The organism is Prevotella bivia DSM 20514 (assembly GCF_000262545.1).
Lineage (GTDB): Bacteria > Bacteroidota > Bacteroidia > Bacteroidales > Bacteroidaceae > Prevotella > Prevotella bivia.
Window position 1 is genome coordinate 307716 of the sequence record NZ_JH660660.1, and the last position, 14153, is coordinate 321868.

Below are 14153 nucleotides of genomic sequence, written 5' to 3' on the forward strand. Positions count from 1 at the left end.
TTCTGAAGTAAACCTTCTCCTGATTGCTATTTAAAAGCAGCAGCTAACTTTGATCTTGCTCCTCAAGAATGTTTTGTGTTTGAAGATAGCTTTAATGGGTTAAAATCAGGTAGGGCTTCAGGAGCAAGGGTTATAGGGGTGGCAACTACAAATGATGAAAAAGCTATTGTGCAAGTTCCAAAACGAAGTGCAATAAAAGAGTAGTCCTCGCCGAGAGATGCAGACGTTCTCGAAGCGTAGCGAGAGGTTGTCTGCATCTCTCGGCGAGGAAAAAGAAACAACTAGCAATACAAATAAAAAAAGGGAGACCTCTGTCTCCCAAAGATTAACTAACTTTGTATTGTTTATGTATCATCAATTAATCTCGGAGCAAAGGTCGCAAATTTTCGCCTTACTCCAAAAGAAAATAGGGAGAAAAGAGATTGCCGCAATCGTCGGCATCAGTCAGTCAACACTCTCACGTGAAATCAAACGCAACAGTACGTCATCGGGAAAGTATATTTGGACAAAGGCGCACGATATGGCTATGCAGCGCAGAAAGAGAACGGTAAAGAACGCCAGGCTCTCCGATGAATTAGTCTGGAGGATTAAGGAATATATCACTAATGATCAGTGGTCTCCACGACAAATATCAGGTTATCTGCGCAAGAGTGAGGGGATAAAGGTATCCCACCAATCCATTTATAATATCATCCATAATGATACAACAGGGGAACTTGCCAAACACACAAGACATAAGATGAAATACAGGCATCGTCCCAAGGGCAGACATCTTCCAATTAAAGACAGGTTGAGTATCCATGAAAGAAGTAAGGAAGTTGACGGGAAGAGATTCGGAGATTTTGAGATGGACTTAATCGTAGACCCTGACCAGCATGCCATACTCACACTGGTGGAGAAATCCACCAATATGCTACTTATGCAGAAACTGCCATTTGGAAAGCAGTCAAAGCCTCTGGCAAAGGTAGTTAGGAAACTACTGCTACCATACAAAGACAGTCTGAAGACCATTACAACAGACAACGGACCTGAATTTGCAGCACATAAGGACATTACCAAGTTCTTAGGCGTACCCGTGTACTTCGCTGATCCATATTGCTCATGGCAAAAGGGAGCTATTGAGAATACAAATAAACTAATCAGACAATATATACCGAAAAAGGATTCGTTTGAACATTACACAGACAAGAGAATAATGTCGATACAAAAGAAATTGAACGAAAGACCGAGAGAAAAATTAAACTTTTCTACTCCAAAGTGTGAATTCTTCAAATACGTTTTATAATTTTGCACTTGCTAGTTGACTCTACGCGTGGAACGTTACCCGATTCATTGACGAGATTTTCAGAGAATTGCTTGCATATCTCAAGTATTTTGACGAATTTTGTATAAAGGTTGTACATACGATGGTTTGAACTTAACGTTTTGAATACTACTAAGTTACTAAAAATCAATGATATGTGCAACTTTTTATTTATGTTTATCAACTTAAATTAATTCCGCCAACGGGTATCTGTCTGTGATTTGTTATTTTAATTCATGCCGTTTCCTCCATTTCATAGATTGAAATCTCCGATGGGCCACAACTCTCTCTGACTCTATTCTATAGTTAATAGAAACATATTCTTTCCGTTCACTTGTTGGTAGTATGTAGTCATATCGTAGTAACACACATAAGCAACTACTGACAACAACGTAATCCTTTTTCTTTCATCGATTTATCTCATATTGTAGTAATGTAGTAAGAAAACAATGAAAGAAAAAAGATTGGTACATATTCAGCTGTTGACACCCCTGCCATATATGATGATGGGAATGACAGAGTTCCTTGGACGCATCAACTCACTGCACACATGCTTTCTGAACAGGTGGGCTTCTACGCTGTCAAGCAAGAAGGAAAGGGCGATAATTGTAGGTAATGGGTAGAGCGGTGCGTAGCCCCTTACCTCCTTATCCGTGACTATTTTCCTTTCGTCTACGCCCCTTTCTTCTGGATGCAGGACGGATTCTTCGGTTATCGTCCGAAGTCTGCCATTGACTTTTCTCCATGTAACTCCGAAGAACCTTGCAAGCTCGCCCTCGGTCATGGCTACATCGCCTGTACCCCTGCGGACAACCTGCATACCGTTTCCCCATTCAAAATAGCTGCGTGCTATGCTCTGTCGAGAAACTGTCCCTGTCTGCAATCTGTCTTCTGTATTCATGCCGTTTCCTCCATGCTTTCGTTTCTGTTAGCGTTGACAATCGTCATTGCCCCTATGGTAATAGCTTCCGTTTCCATTGTATCGTTTTCTTTGTTCTTCTCCTGATGTTTGGCGATGAGTTTGTCCATGTCCTCGGATATCTTGCAGTCGGTTACCTGCGCATAAATCTGCGTACTTGCAATTGATGCGTGTCCCATCATCTTGGCGATGCTCTCAATGGGGATACCTGCACTTAGGCACATCGTTCCGAAGGTATGTCTTGCCATGTGATAGGACAGACGTTGCTTGATACCACAAGCCTTGCCTACGATGCTTAACTTCGCTGCTAACACACTTCTGCTGCAACAGGGTTGAAAGATAAGACGGTTATCCATATCCGTATTATTGCCTTCTTCTTTCACCGCTTTTAGTTGCCTTTGCTGCTCGATAATCGTCTTGGCAATGGGGTGTAACGGCACAATGAACTCCATCTTGGTCTTCTGACGCTCCTTTCTTATATACATCTGTCCGTCCGCTGCGCTCTTGATATACCCAAACGTCAAGTGTTCCATATCCGTAATGGCTAAACCTGTGAAGCAGGAGAAGATGAACATCCGCCTTGCAAGTTCGGCATCGCTATCACACATCTTCATTGCCATCAGGTTTTTCACATCACTCTTACTAAGAAAGCGGATAGCCTTTTCCACCTTTTCATATTCTGCATGCTCAAATGGATTATAACGAATGATGCGCTGGCTTACCGCACGGAACATTAAACGGCTCAGCCAACAAAGATAATTGTTGATGGTAGAGCCTTTCAATCCTTTCTTTTTAAGAAAGAAGCGGTATTTTTCAAACAGTTCCTCCGTTATACTTCGGATTTCTATATCCTTACTCTCTAAGTCTTTGATAAACTCGCATAACATCCTATTTGCATAGAAAAGGTTAGTGTATGTACCTTCTGCCTTTGATTTGCCCACACCTTCCTTTACCGATTGTAGTTCTGTATTGCTAAGCTCCAACAAAGTGGTAGGAGAAGTTGCAATGCCCTGCAATCTGTTTTTAAGCAGTTCAGCACTTACCACTCCGTCTTTTAGGAGCAGTTCCTGATAGGTCTTTTCTACAAGTTCCCTGAATGATTACAGTCGAAGATTGGTTTTCTTATTCGTTGTTGCTCCCTGTTTCGTGTTCCACTCTGTGGGCTTACATTCTTCGTTTGTGGTAATGACAGAGTTCTTGCCATCTATCGTGATACGGCAGAGTATGGAGGTCAGACCATTTGTTTTGGTCTTTTGTTTGTTGATATAAAACAGTGTCTTAAATGTACTTCTCATCATGATTTTAGTTTTAATATGCCTATTGCTAAATACTCATCTGCATATCCTCTGTGAAAGAAAGGAAACGCTCAAACTCCACAAATAGTTTCTGTGGCGTAACCTTTGCATATCGCTCGGTCATACTCACATTGCTATGCCCCAACATCTTGCTTACCGTTTCTATCGGTACTCCTTGTTCAAGGGTAATGAGTGTGGCAAAGGTATGCCTTGCCGTATGTGTGGTAAAGGGAAAAGCTATGCCTGCTCTTAGGCGTAATGCTTTGAGATACGATTGATAGGTGGCATATTTCATCTGTGGCAATAGCCTTTCCCTTTCGTCGCTCTTGTACTTCTCTATTATCCTGATGGCTTCGGGCAACAACTTGATACGGCAAAGTACGCCTGTCTTCTGCCTGTTGAACTTCAGCCAAAGGCTTCCCTCATCATCACGGACAAGATGCAATCTGCTTAACTCCATCAAATCGCAATAGGCTGCACCCGTATGGCAGGCAAAGACAAACAAGTCCCTTGCGGTTTCCATTTCTTCCTCCAACTCTCCAAACTGTATGTTCATTAGTTTGTCAAGCGAACACCTGTCAAGAGCTTTGGGTAGTTTCTTGTCGCCTTTGCTTACCTTGACTTTGTCAAACAATAAAATATCGGCTAATCCTTCACGATAAGCCAATCTGCATACCGTTTTCAGATGGGTAGCGGCATTATAGAACGTACTTTCCTGAAACCCACAAATACCCATAAAGTATTGTTGGAAGTCGTAGATGAACTGCTCAGTAAGCTGTGAAAAAGCCAAATCAGAAACCTTATACCTACTTTTTATAAAGTTCTGCAAATGGGTACGAGTGGAATGGTAGCCAAATATGCTTTGTCCCTTTATGTCAATGCCTATATGGTTTTCTTTCTCTTTGATGAGTCTATCCAGTCTTTCAATAAGCATACACTTAGATTGAACGCTTCCTTGAAATTCCTCTTTTATATCAGTTGCATCAAATGGGCAACCTTTGGACAGCAGAGATTGGTAGGCTGCTTGGACGGATAGCAGCAGACTTTCCAATTTGGCATTCACTTCCACTGCCTCACGACTCTTTCCGTCCATTCTGCTTTCACGGGGATTCCACAAATCGGGGTTGCAAGACAGTTTGCAACTGAACTGTGCAATACTCCTTTCAAATGTGATACGTCCCATAATGGGAGCCTTACCCGACTTGTCCATACCGCTCTTTTTGAGGTAGAGCAACACCTTCATTTTTTCTGTTTTCATACGCTTTAATTTTTATGGGCAAAGTTACCCGAATTAAAGCGTTCTTCACTTATGCAGAAAACTGCCGACCGAAGCAACAGACACGCGAAAGAAAATAATTTCAGTTACTTATATCTGCATTTCGTTACCTATTCCCAATATGGGTAATGACTTAGTAACTGAACTTCTGCTTAAATCCGCACTTTCCTGCCCTTTACGAACAGAGCAGTTTTATGCAAATTATTTCGTTTCCTCCTTATTATCAGTAAGTTTGCACAAACTTAGATTTATCTTCATTTTCCTTGATTAGTTGCTTTGCAATTCATAACCTTTTACTCATTAAAACATCATCATTTGAGCCACAAAACATCACCTTTTGCATCGTAAAACATTACCTCTTTGTAAAGCCTTTTGTATCATATAGTTACAGCTATATTAAACATTATATCGCCCAATATTTTCTGTAAATGTTTTTTACACTTCCAATACCCCCTCCCCGACCATACCAATATAAGACACTAATTGCTATTTTTAAGAAATTGGTAACCAATAAAATAGATTTTTATTTTTAAAGCAATTTATCGCAGGATCCATCAATATACCTATAGACGATTTGCGTGAACGAATCAATGAGGTGTCTACAGATAACCCTATTATTGTTTTCTGTGCCGTTGGTTTACGTGGATATTTGGCACAACGCATCCTCATCGGGCTTGGTTTTAAGGATGTTCGTAATCTATCAGGCGGATATAAAACGTATAGTACAGTAAACTCCTTCAAACACTTCAAAGATCATCACTTCCGTTGAAAATAAGGGACTTATTAAGCGCAAACTAGATAAAATTGATAAACGACAGATGCACTTCTCATTACCCCCCAAGGGTGAACAACAATTGGAAGAGATGCACTGTAGTGAAATGGAGTTGCCAGATATTTTATTGAATATTTGCTAACATTTCAAGATTATTGCGTATCTTTGCAAACAATAAATCATTGGGCTTGTTTGGATTTGACGGCAAGACGAGATGGTATGTAAGCATGCAGAGCGTTGGTGGTTAGCTCTTTAATCTCAGTCATCGAACAATTAATTGGCGAAAACAATTACGCTCTCGCTGCCTAACCGAAGTACAGTAGGTTACTGGCTTTATTCAGCTATTAGATAGCTGAACGAGACACCACTCTGGAGATGTTGTTCCGAGTTGAAGGGCAAAGTGGTGCAGGCTTTTCGGGAAGAGTCTTTGTATGCCTCGCTGCAAAGATGAAATTTAGAGGATAAGGTGTTGGTTGGTGGTCTAGGTCTTGCCAACACTCGAAAACCGAAGGCTAGAATAAGCATGTAGAAAGCGTATGGTTTCCTTGTTCGGACGTGGGTTCGACTCCCACCAGGTCCACTACATCAAAAAAAAAGAAAGTGTGTCATATTTAGACGCACTTTCTTTTTTGATATATATTCAATACTGTGATATACTATATTAAGTGATGCATAGCCTTTTCTTCTTGGCGAATACGCACAAATAATAATATGCAATATAAAGGGAATAAAACAACAAAAGTACGCCAACCATGACAAAGAAAAGCAGTACCTATTAGTTCGGGAATGATATTGAGAAAGTAATTAGGATGCTTAATATGCTTAAATAGAAAACTACGTTCAATACGATGATTAGGAACTATATACACTTTTACTGTCCATATATCATGTAACTTGTAGATAACATAAAAAAGGACTAGATAAGCAAAAAGCATAAATGCTATGCCTATATACGAAAAGGTATCAAAGCTAGCATTTGTAATATATGCTTCGTATAGTGCAGAACCATAAAATGCTACATGGGCAATTGTAAGTAATAAAGAGTTTCCCTTTCCATATTCTATTCCTCCCCTTTTCTTTATCGACTTTTCATTACGAATAGAATATCCAAGTGTCATTAGTCTTAAAGCAAAAAAAATAGCAAACGTGATAAAAATATTCTCCATTTTTGTTTTTTAAATTATTAAATTAGTTCTTATTTATTTTAAGTGCAAAATTAATTAAATATATTGTCTTAGCGATGAACTATATAAAAATTAATAAATTTTACAATTCGCACAAAATGTTTATTAACAAAATCATACAACTTACTATTGCCATATCCAGCTCAAAAACAGAGTTTAGATATAGTTTAATGCCTATTTTCCCAAAAACATAGTCCTAGAAAGATATTCTTGCTTTTTAATTAATATCGCTTAAAATACCTTTTATTGTCTCTGCTTGTGTCTCTATTCTACCGTCTTCTAATGTAATAGCCCCAGACCCATGAATTTCTGTTGCACCTGTTTCTGTAAGGATAAAATGGGCGTTTGAGGGGTTTACACCAGCGCCAGGGAGGATAATTAAGCGATTACCCACGTGCTGAACATAAGCTTTTAAATTAGGAATACCCGCTTCTGCCGACGGCATCTGTCCTGAGGTAAGAACACGAGTACATCCTAAAGCTATTAATTCATCAAGGGCTCTCATCGAGTTTTTACAGTGATCGAAAGCACGATGAAAAGTAAAAGGTTTATCCTTGCATGCTTTGAGGAAGCGCGCGGTAGCACTGCTATCTATATAGCCTTCACATGTTAACGCTCCACAAACAATGGCATCGCAATAAGGAAGCATTGCTTCTATATCTTGTTCCATTGTTTGGATTTCTTGTTCCGTATATACAAAGTTGCCTTCTCGCACACGAATAAGTACATGGATCTTCAATTTAGGATAAAGCGTTCGTACCTTTTGTACTAATCCAAGTGATGGTGTTAAGCCTCCTAACGCTAAGGCTGAACATAACTCTATGCGTTCTGCACCACCTTCTACTGCATTAATAACACTCTGTAAACTACCCGTACAAACTTCTAATATAGGTTTTGTTCTCATTATAACTCCTATTTTTCGATTGCTTTTCAATATTACTTTTATGAATTACATACTATAAAAGAGCACTTTATTCAAACTTATCTACCCATACTTTAAATCGTTCTACCCCTTCTTCACCAAATTTAGAAAGACTTTTGAGAGCTTGTTCTATTGTCTTGGTTGCTTCGATATGGCTTTTAGAAAAGAACTTGTCGGCATAGCAAATGATTTGCTCTTCTATTGTTTCTGGCAAGAAATTTTGAGGAGGAAGCGGCAAATTTCGTTCTATTATCTGTGCCTTTGTAATACCTGCGCCAGTGTGTCGTTCGCAAACACGAGCATGTTTTGGATAGCCTTCCTTGCGCAATAGCTCTGCTCCGAGGTGTCCATGACAAAGATAAGGTTCACTGCCAAAACAAGAAATTCCATGTGCATCACAAAGAAATATTCCTATATCATGGAGCATAGCAGCTTCTTCCACAAACAAGCGATCGGCATTTAGTTCTGGATGAGTATCCACGATAGTTAGTGCTTTGGCTGTTACAGCACGGCTATGCACCAAGAGAATATTGCGAAGAGATGCATTATCAGCGTAATATTTATCAATGATAGCGTTGTAGTTCATATTATAATTTGTTTGTTTTCTGAATTAAAGAAAGGACTTTACGCTGTGCATGTCTTAACCCTGGCTTGAGTCCTTCATACGAAAGCTGTTGTATATTAACTTCTAATTCCCTTAATAATTCTGGATAATCCTTGCAAAGATTATAAGCTAAATAAATAGCTTGGGCACGAATACCAACAGGGTGCTTCACCAAAATCATAACTTCTAAGCAGAAGTCAAACAGTTCTAGTCCTACACCTTCTTTGGGTAAGGGCATCTTTAACAATAATGTAAACAACAATCGGCGCAATGTCTCACTTTTTGTTTCGATAGCCAGTCGGATACATTCATCACACCTATCATGAATAAAGTATAACTCCGCTGAATTTAAATGAGTGAATATCCAAGCTACGTTTTCAACAACTCGTTTATCCTCATCATGAAACAAAAGATGAAGAAAAGTATTCTGTAACTTCTCATCTGCCATTAATTCAAACGATCTTTCCTCTATCTCTGGTAAGTGAAGTCTTCGTGATAGATCTTTGTGCAAATCCATTGTTTATGCTAAACAAAAATCGATCCACACGTTCATTGTATTATCATGGATAATATAAAACGTATGAATCGATTATACTGTGTAATATTTAAATCCTTATAAAGCTATTAATCTTTGTGCTCACGCTCAATGTAAGCGATAATATCGCCCTTGTTTACCTTAGCACCCTGCTTAGCATTTATTTCTACTAACTTACCGCCAAGTGCTGCAGGGATAGTTACTATCTCGCCCCATATTGCTACAATGTAGCAAAAAACATCACCTTCTTTGTATTCCTTACCAATAAATGGTTCTACTGCAGGTGCAGCTTCGCCATCGCCTTGGAACTCCCAATAGAGCTGACCCTTAACAGATGCCACCAAAGCATCAGCCTTAGCGTGCTTGAAAGCAGCAGCTTCTTCAGGGCTTACGCTTGCACCTAAAGCAGCATCTTTTGCTTTTTGAAGATCAGCCAAGAAGTTTTTCTTTGCCTGACCACTCTTATAGTTACGATATTGCTCTGGGTGCATTGCCAGTTCGAACAACTCTTCATCGTCCTGACCATATTCCCATCCATTCTCATCCATTTCCTTACGGAAATCGTCTAACGCCAGTGGAAGTAATGTATGAGGATCAGCAGAGGTAAATTCTAAGCCCTTTTCCTTTGCAAGTGCAACAATCTCTGGAGCAATCTCACCTGGCACTTTACCACTTCTACCGAGGATCATACCCCACATAGAGTCATCCATCATTACGAAACGACCTTTGCCTTGCTCAAGGGTAAGCAAGTTCATCAAAGCTATATTCTTAGTGTATTGTGAGAAAGGAGTAACCAATGGAGGATAGCCCACACGTGGCCATACATAAGCAACCTCATCAAACAACTTAATCAACAAATCCTCCAATGATAATTCAGCTTCACCTTTCTTCTTACGAAGATTATTAATAGTAGTATGAATTCCACCAAGATCAGCCATCATAGAACCCATCATACCTCCAGGTAAGCCACAACCCAACAACAATGAGCTAGAGATCTTGTTCTTAGGGTTAATAAAATAGCCCAACCATTCATCAATAAACTCTTGTGTCATAGCACGTGCCTTCATATAAGCATCCATATTGATCTCAGGAACATCGAAGCCAGCGTGCTTCAACATACTCTGAACAGATATAACATCTGGATGCACCATACCCCATGCTAATGGCTCTATAGCAACATCAAGGATATCGCCACCATTCTTAGCTACCTCTAACATTGAAGCCATTGATAAACCTGGACCAGAGTGTCCATGATACTCTACAATGATTTCAGGATGATTATCCTTAATATATTTTGTCAACTGACCTAATAATGCTGGCTGACCAACACCTGCCATATCCTTTAAACAGATTTCTTCAGCACCAGCAGCGATCAATTGGTCTGCCAACGTGCTATAATATTCAATAGTGTGAATAGGCGAAGTGGTGATACAAAGTGCAGCTTGTGGTATCATACCTGCTTCCTTAGCCCACTTAATAGAAGGAGCAATGTTGCGAATATCGTTCAAGCCATCAAAAATACGAGGGATATCAACACCCTGTGCATATTTCACCTTATACATCATCGCGCGAACATCATCAGGCACGGGATACATACGAAGACCATTTAAGCCACGATCCAACATATGTGTCTGAATACCTGCCTCATGCAGTATCTTAGTATAAGCGCGAACAGAATCGTTTGGATTTTCACCAGCTAGCAAATTAACTTGCTCAAAAGCGCCACCGTTTGTTTCAACACGTGCGAAACAACCCATTTCAATAAATAGTGGTGCTATCTTTACTAACTGATCTTTACGTGGCTGAAACTTACCAGAGCTCTGCCACATGTCTCTATAGATGAGACTGAATTTTATTTGTTTTGCCATATTTAGTGCTATTTTTTTCCACTTTATATTCTTTGCGCGTTCGCAAGAGACTGTGCAAAAGTAGATAAAAAATACCAAAAACAAGTGCAAACAACCTACTTTTTGCAATAATTGACTATCTTTGCAGGAAGTATTTAGCACAGATTATGAAGAAAATATATTTGCTCTTTATTACTATTACAATTCTTAGCTTTATTGCTTGTTACAATCAAGATGCCACTGGCGATCATGGAGCAATCAACAATGGCATAAAGATAAATGGCGATAAAACCTTATATGGCTTAGCATGTGATGGATGTTCAGACTCTGCTATTGTATTCTTACCCAATGACGGTGGAGACCCCTTACACTTCAATATTGTTAATGCCCGAAAGAATAATAAGGTATTTGGTACACTAGAAATTGGCGATGAACTTGCTATTTTGCTCAATCCAAAGAATAAAAAAGAAGCAATACTTGTCATCGACTTAGAGCAGATAAAGGGTACATGGACTTTCCAAGTAGTGCCCAAGCTAAAGCCTAACCCTCTGAAATCAGAAGAGCAGATAATGGCAGAAATGAGCGACTCGCTAAAACAAGCCCTCTTCATCCCCCGCGAATATGGATTTACTTTGAAGAGCTATAACCAAGCTTCACCCGTGGGTTATATCATGAAAACCAACACTTTAGAAGATGAAAGCCCTGTGGAATACCCTAAAGTTACAGTCTATACCTCATGGCATATTTATAATGGATGGTTGTACATCTACAAAGATACTGTTGACGAACAAGGTAGACGCTTGCCAAATGACTCTGTAGGACATGACGATGGTACAATGGTTTTCCTTTCTGCCGACTCAATGGCTGCAAAATTTGGTAAAAAAGTTATGCAATATCATCGTAAAGCAAGTGCAATAGAAGCTAATCGCAAGGCGCAAGAAGCAGAAAAAAGAGCTGCCGAAAAGAAAAACTTGAAGAAGAAATAAAGTATCAACAATCTGAATATCCTCAAATCCGCAACTAAGCCCTTGAACGTCCTTGTTGCGTTTACATATCCTCTCATTACTGAAACTCTTACGGAAGAATCATAGTCGTTAGTCAGGATACAACGGTATGTGTATTCTCCTTCCCAAAAATCCTGCACACCATCCATCCGTTTCTGTCTTTGAATCACAAGTCGATATGTCTTACTATAATAAATGCAATTGAGTATTTTTGTTTTTGACCAACTTTTTTAATTATTATGGCTACTACGAAGCAAAAACTTTATAAAAACATTACTATTTTATCGTTTATCACCTTTTTTTTATCCTTTGCTATAGCGATAGCCTGCTTGTGCTGGCAGAAATACTCTATTGCTATCTACTTTTTATGCAGCTCTGTCGCATTCATCATAGTTAGCTTTTTTACACTTCTTAGAAGCCCTCTTGTTTCAAGCAAATTAGCAGCAAACGGATCGGAAAGGCAGCGACATACAACTAAAATAAATTGGTTTGTATATAACAAAAACGAATTTTTCCCCATTTCAAAATTTGCCTTAATACGATTATACATATATAAAACGCTTACGCTGGTATCTGCTGTTCTTATTATAGTGGGCATTATCATAGGGAATATTACATTATGGTATAGCTCGGCTTTCGTATGCGGAATTAGCTTTGTGCTGGGCTGCTTACTTGCCGTTAAGTATATGAAAGGCGGAGGGTTTTATTTCTAGTTTTTAAAAACATTGATTTCTCACCCTTTTAAGTATTTCCTCAAACCTTTCTTTCCGCTCTTTTGGTGATAGTATCACGGCTTCCTTTGATTTAGCTTCTTTCCAGGGGAAAGGCAACATTTCTTTAGGTTGTAACTTCTTGCTTACATGTGGCTGAATAGCAATTGTAGTAAACTTTCTATCACGCTCCCAATCGTTTTTAACAGCAGTTTCGCACTTGCTATTATAAGCTTCACTTACAGCATTAAATTCCTCTAGTGTAAGCCTACAGAAATCCATATAAGATAAGCCTATACAAGCAAGTGCGAAACCTAGAACTTCAATTATTTTGAAGTCTTTTTTTTGTCCCTTTTTTATATGCCTTTATGCTGTTTGTTTTTAAAGTGAAACCGCCCACATATCTCATGCAGACGGTTTAAAAGTTCTTTTACTATTGAAGCACGAAGCATTCAATTTTTTTATCAATATACGCTTGCTGCTTCCATTTTTTTTGCAAGCGACTTGATGCCTTTTACAATCATTTCCTTACGCTGCTTGCTAGGCTTTCTTTGTCCTATCGCATATTGTCGCATTAGGGTTGGGCTTATTCCTATTTCTCTTGACATTCCTGCAACGTTGATGCGCCAATATGTATGTGGTATAAAGAATGCTGGAGAAAAGACATACGATCGCCTTTCAAAATGTATAGAAGATATAAAGGCAGAACTCAATACGGCTTCTTTCTAACGAAGTTTGTATAATCAATGAACATTTTTAAACCTCGGTGCGTAAAGCATCGGGGCTTTTTGTTATCGCTCATAATCTATAAACTGTCTTACACACATAAGCACCGTTATAACTCCGTCTATCTTTTGTGTTTGCCTTATCTTTATAGGTTTACAGTTTTCTAGGTTGTCAAAATCTAAGATAGCATTACCGAAACAATAAGCATTGATAGGGTTATCGCCTATCCGTATGTGTCCTGTCTTTGCTCCGTGTTCAAAACTTTCTATAGGTGCGGTGAAGTAGCCGTAAGTTTGACGTAAAGGCTTTAACCTCAAATCCGCAACTAAGCCCTTGAACGTCCTTGTTGCGTTTACACGTCCTCTCATTACTGAATCTCTTACGGAAGAATCATAGTCGTTAGTCAGGATACAACGGTATGTGTATTCTCCTTCCCAAAAATCCTGCACACCATCCATCCGTTTCTGTCTTTGAATCACAAGTCGATATGCCTTACCTTTCCACTTCTCAACAAGGATAGAGTTCAATTCAAACTCAATACCATTGATTTCCTCAGTTTTCCAGCCTTTGAGAGCAAAGGTGTCATTGTAGATTGAACTGCAGCGGTTAGCACGGATATAGAAGGACTTGCTGTGTTTTTCTATTTCCTCCACGATCTCCTCAGAACATGATCAACAATCAGCTCTGAAGCGATTGATAGTGAGCCCATTCTGTTCAAATCTCTCAAAGAACCTCTTCAGCGTGTCCTTCTGATGAAAACGAACCATAAGCTTCAATCTCAAAGAAGACAACACCATCGTGCTCGATTGGAAATCATAACAAAGATAATAAAAACGAAAAGCGTGCAGGCAACAAAGATGTGGCTTGCACGCTTTTTCCTTTTATATTCATTGTATATCTTAACCCGTTGGCGGAATTAAGCCAGTGCATACTTGACTCTTCCAATGGGTCTATTATTAATGTGATTTAAATATTGCATTGCGGTAAAGGCACTGATTTACCGATAATTCTTGTAAACAATCCTACTGTTTCCTTTGCATAGTTGCGGCAAATCAT

The 14153-nt window shown here is 39.1% G+C and carries 13 protein-coding genes, 1 other RNA gene and 6 pseudogenes; 7 read left to right on the plus strand and 13 right to left on the minus strand.

Translation table 11 applies throughout. From position 1 onward, the window contains the following. Positions 1–6: 6 nt before the first annotated feature. Positions 7–204: pseudogene (locus tag PREBIDRAFT_RS11010) on the plus strand (HAD family hydrolase); the annotation flags it as partial. A gap of 142 nt (positions 205–346) precedes the next feature. Then, positions 347–1285 carry an IS30 family transposase gene (locus PREBIDRAFT_RS03675; protein WP_004339241.1) on the plus strand — a complete coding sequence of 313 codons (939 nt, stop codon included), beginning with the start codon at positions 347–349 and terminating at the stop codon, positions 1283–1285. Positions 1286–1310: 25 nt separating this feature from the next. Here PREBIDRAFT_RS03675 and PREBIDRAFT_RS11375 read toward each other — a convergent pair. The 4 genes and pseudogenes from PREBIDRAFT_RS11375 to PREBIDRAFT_RS03690 form a co-directional block, all read right to left on the minus strand. Continuing rightward, positions 1311–1478 (minus strand): annotated as a pseudogene (locus tag PREBIDRAFT_RS11375) (IS982 family transposase); the annotation flags it as partial. A gap of 300 nt (positions 1479–1778) precedes the next feature. Beyond that, positions 1779–2204: a hypothetical protein gene (locus tag PREBIDRAFT_RS03680; RefSeq protein ID WP_004337360.1), complete on the minus strand. Its 426-nt coding sequence runs from the start codon at positions 2202–2204 to the stop codon at positions 1779–1781. Beyond that, positions 2201–3517: pseudogene (locus PREBIDRAFT_RS03685) on the minus strand (tyrosine-type recombinase/integrase). The gene PREBIDRAFT_RS03680 and the pseudogene PREBIDRAFT_RS03685 overlap by 4 nt, the downstream one beginning before the upstream one ends. A gap of 28 nt (positions 3518–3545) precedes the next feature. Further along, the gene (locus PREBIDRAFT_RS03690; protein ID WP_004339246.1) at positions 3546–4775 is read right to left on the minus strand and encodes a site-specific integrase; all 1230 of its coding nucleotides are present in this window, start codon (positions 4773–4775) and stop codon (positions 3546–3548) included. A 544-nt stretch (positions 4776–5319) separates the two neighbouring features. On the opposite strand from PREBIDRAFT_RS03690, the pseudogene PREBIDRAFT_RS11015 reads away from it, so the two are divergent. The 3 genes and pseudogenes from PREBIDRAFT_RS11015 to ssrA all read left to right on the plus strand — a co-directional run. Beyond that, positions 5320–5517: pseudogene (locus PREBIDRAFT_RS11015) on the plus strand (rhodanese-like domain-containing protein); the annotation flags it as partial. Between the two features lie 58 nt (positions 5518–5575). Then, positions 5576–5707: a hypothetical protein gene (locus tag PREBIDRAFT_RS11380; RefSeq protein ID WP_230584227.1), complete on the plus strand. Its 132-nt coding sequence runs from the start codon at positions 5576–5578 to the stop codon at positions 5705–5707. A 42-nt stretch (positions 5708–5749) separates the two neighbouring features. Further along, positions 5750–6148, plus strand: a transfer-messenger RNA (tmRNA) gene (gene ssrA / locus PREBIDRAFT_RS11020). A gap of 73 nt (positions 6149–6221) precedes the next feature. Here ssrA and PREBIDRAFT_RS03695 read toward each other — a convergent pair. The 5 genes from PREBIDRAFT_RS03695 to PREBIDRAFT_RS03715 all read right to left on the minus strand — a co-directional run bounded on the left by PREBIDRAFT_RS03695 (position 6222) and on the right by PREBIDRAFT_RS03715 (position 10678). Then, complete coding sequence (locus PREBIDRAFT_RS03695; RefSeq protein WP_004335739.1) at positions 6222–6731, minus strand: isoprenylcysteine carboxyl methyltransferase family protein; 510 nt, start codon at positions 6729–6731, stop codon at positions 6222–6224. Between the two features lie 235 nt (positions 6732–6966). Then, positions 6967–7653, minus strand: a complete 687-nt coding sequence (locus tag PREBIDRAFT_RS03700; RefSeq protein ID WP_004335736.1) for a copper homeostasis protein CutC — start codon at positions 7651–7653, stop codon at positions 6967–6969. Between the two features lie 67 nt (positions 7654–7720). Next, entirely contained in the window at positions 7721–8257 is a 537-nt protein-coding gene (locus PREBIDRAFT_RS03705) for an HD domain-containing protein (protein WP_004335733.1), read from the minus strand. 1 nt (position 8258) lies between these two features. Continuing rightward, the gene (locus PREBIDRAFT_RS03710) at positions 8259–8792 is read right to left on the minus strand and encodes a hypothetical protein (RefSeq protein WP_004339253.1); all 534 of its coding nucleotides are present in this window, start codon (positions 8790–8792) and stop codon (positions 8259–8261) included. 107 nt (positions 8793–8899) lie between these two features. Beyond that, positions 8900–10678, minus strand: coding sequence for a biotin/lipoyl-binding protein (locus tag PREBIDRAFT_RS03715; RefSeq protein ID WP_004339254.1), 1779 nt, complete (start codon positions 10676–10678; stop codon positions 8900–8902). A gap of 146 nt (positions 10679–10824) precedes the next feature. Here PREBIDRAFT_RS03715 and PREBIDRAFT_RS03720 point away from each other — a divergent pair, with 146 nt between their 5' ends. Then, positions 10825–11643 (plus strand): hypothetical protein, encoded by an 819-nt coding sequence (locus PREBIDRAFT_RS03720; protein WP_004335722.1) that lies wholly within the window; start codon positions 10825–10827, stop codon positions 11641–11643. A gap of 734 nt (positions 11644–12377) precedes the next feature. On the opposite strand, the gene PREBIDRAFT_RS03730 is transcribed toward PREBIDRAFT_RS03720, so the two are convergent. Further along, the gene (locus tag PREBIDRAFT_RS03730) at positions 12378–12653 is read right to left on the minus strand and encodes a hypothetical protein (protein ID WP_004339257.1); all 276 of its coding nucleotides are present in this window, start codon (positions 12651–12653) and stop codon (positions 12378–12380) included. Positions 12654–12878: 225 nt separating this feature from the next. Here PREBIDRAFT_RS03730 and PREBIDRAFT_RS11625 point away from each other — a divergent pair, with 225 nt between their 5' ends. Further along, the gene (locus tag PREBIDRAFT_RS11625; protein WP_004335715.1) at positions 12879–13100 is read left to right on the plus strand and encodes a hypothetical protein; all 222 of its coding nucleotides are present in this window, start codon (positions 12879–12881) and stop codon (positions 13098–13100) included. A 62-nt stretch (positions 13101–13162) separates the two neighbouring features. Here PREBIDRAFT_RS11625 and PREBIDRAFT_RS11670 read toward each other — a convergent pair whose 3' ends face one another. From PREBIDRAFT_RS11670 to PREBIDRAFT_RS11385, 3 genes and pseudogenes are all read right to left on the minus strand, one after another. Beyond that, the gene (locus PREBIDRAFT_RS11670; RefSeq protein WP_238295885.1) at positions 13163–13465 is read right to left on the minus strand and encodes a terminase TerL endonuclease subunit; all 303 of its coding nucleotides are present in this window, start codon (positions 13463–13465) and stop codon (positions 13163–13165) included. Then, positions 13466–13861, minus strand: a pseudogene (locus PREBIDRAFT_RS03740) (IS1380 family transposase); the annotation flags it as partial. Between the two features lie 152 nt (positions 13862–14013). Then, positions 14014–14153, minus strand: a pseudogene (locus PREBIDRAFT_RS11385) (IS982 family transposase); the annotation flags it as partial.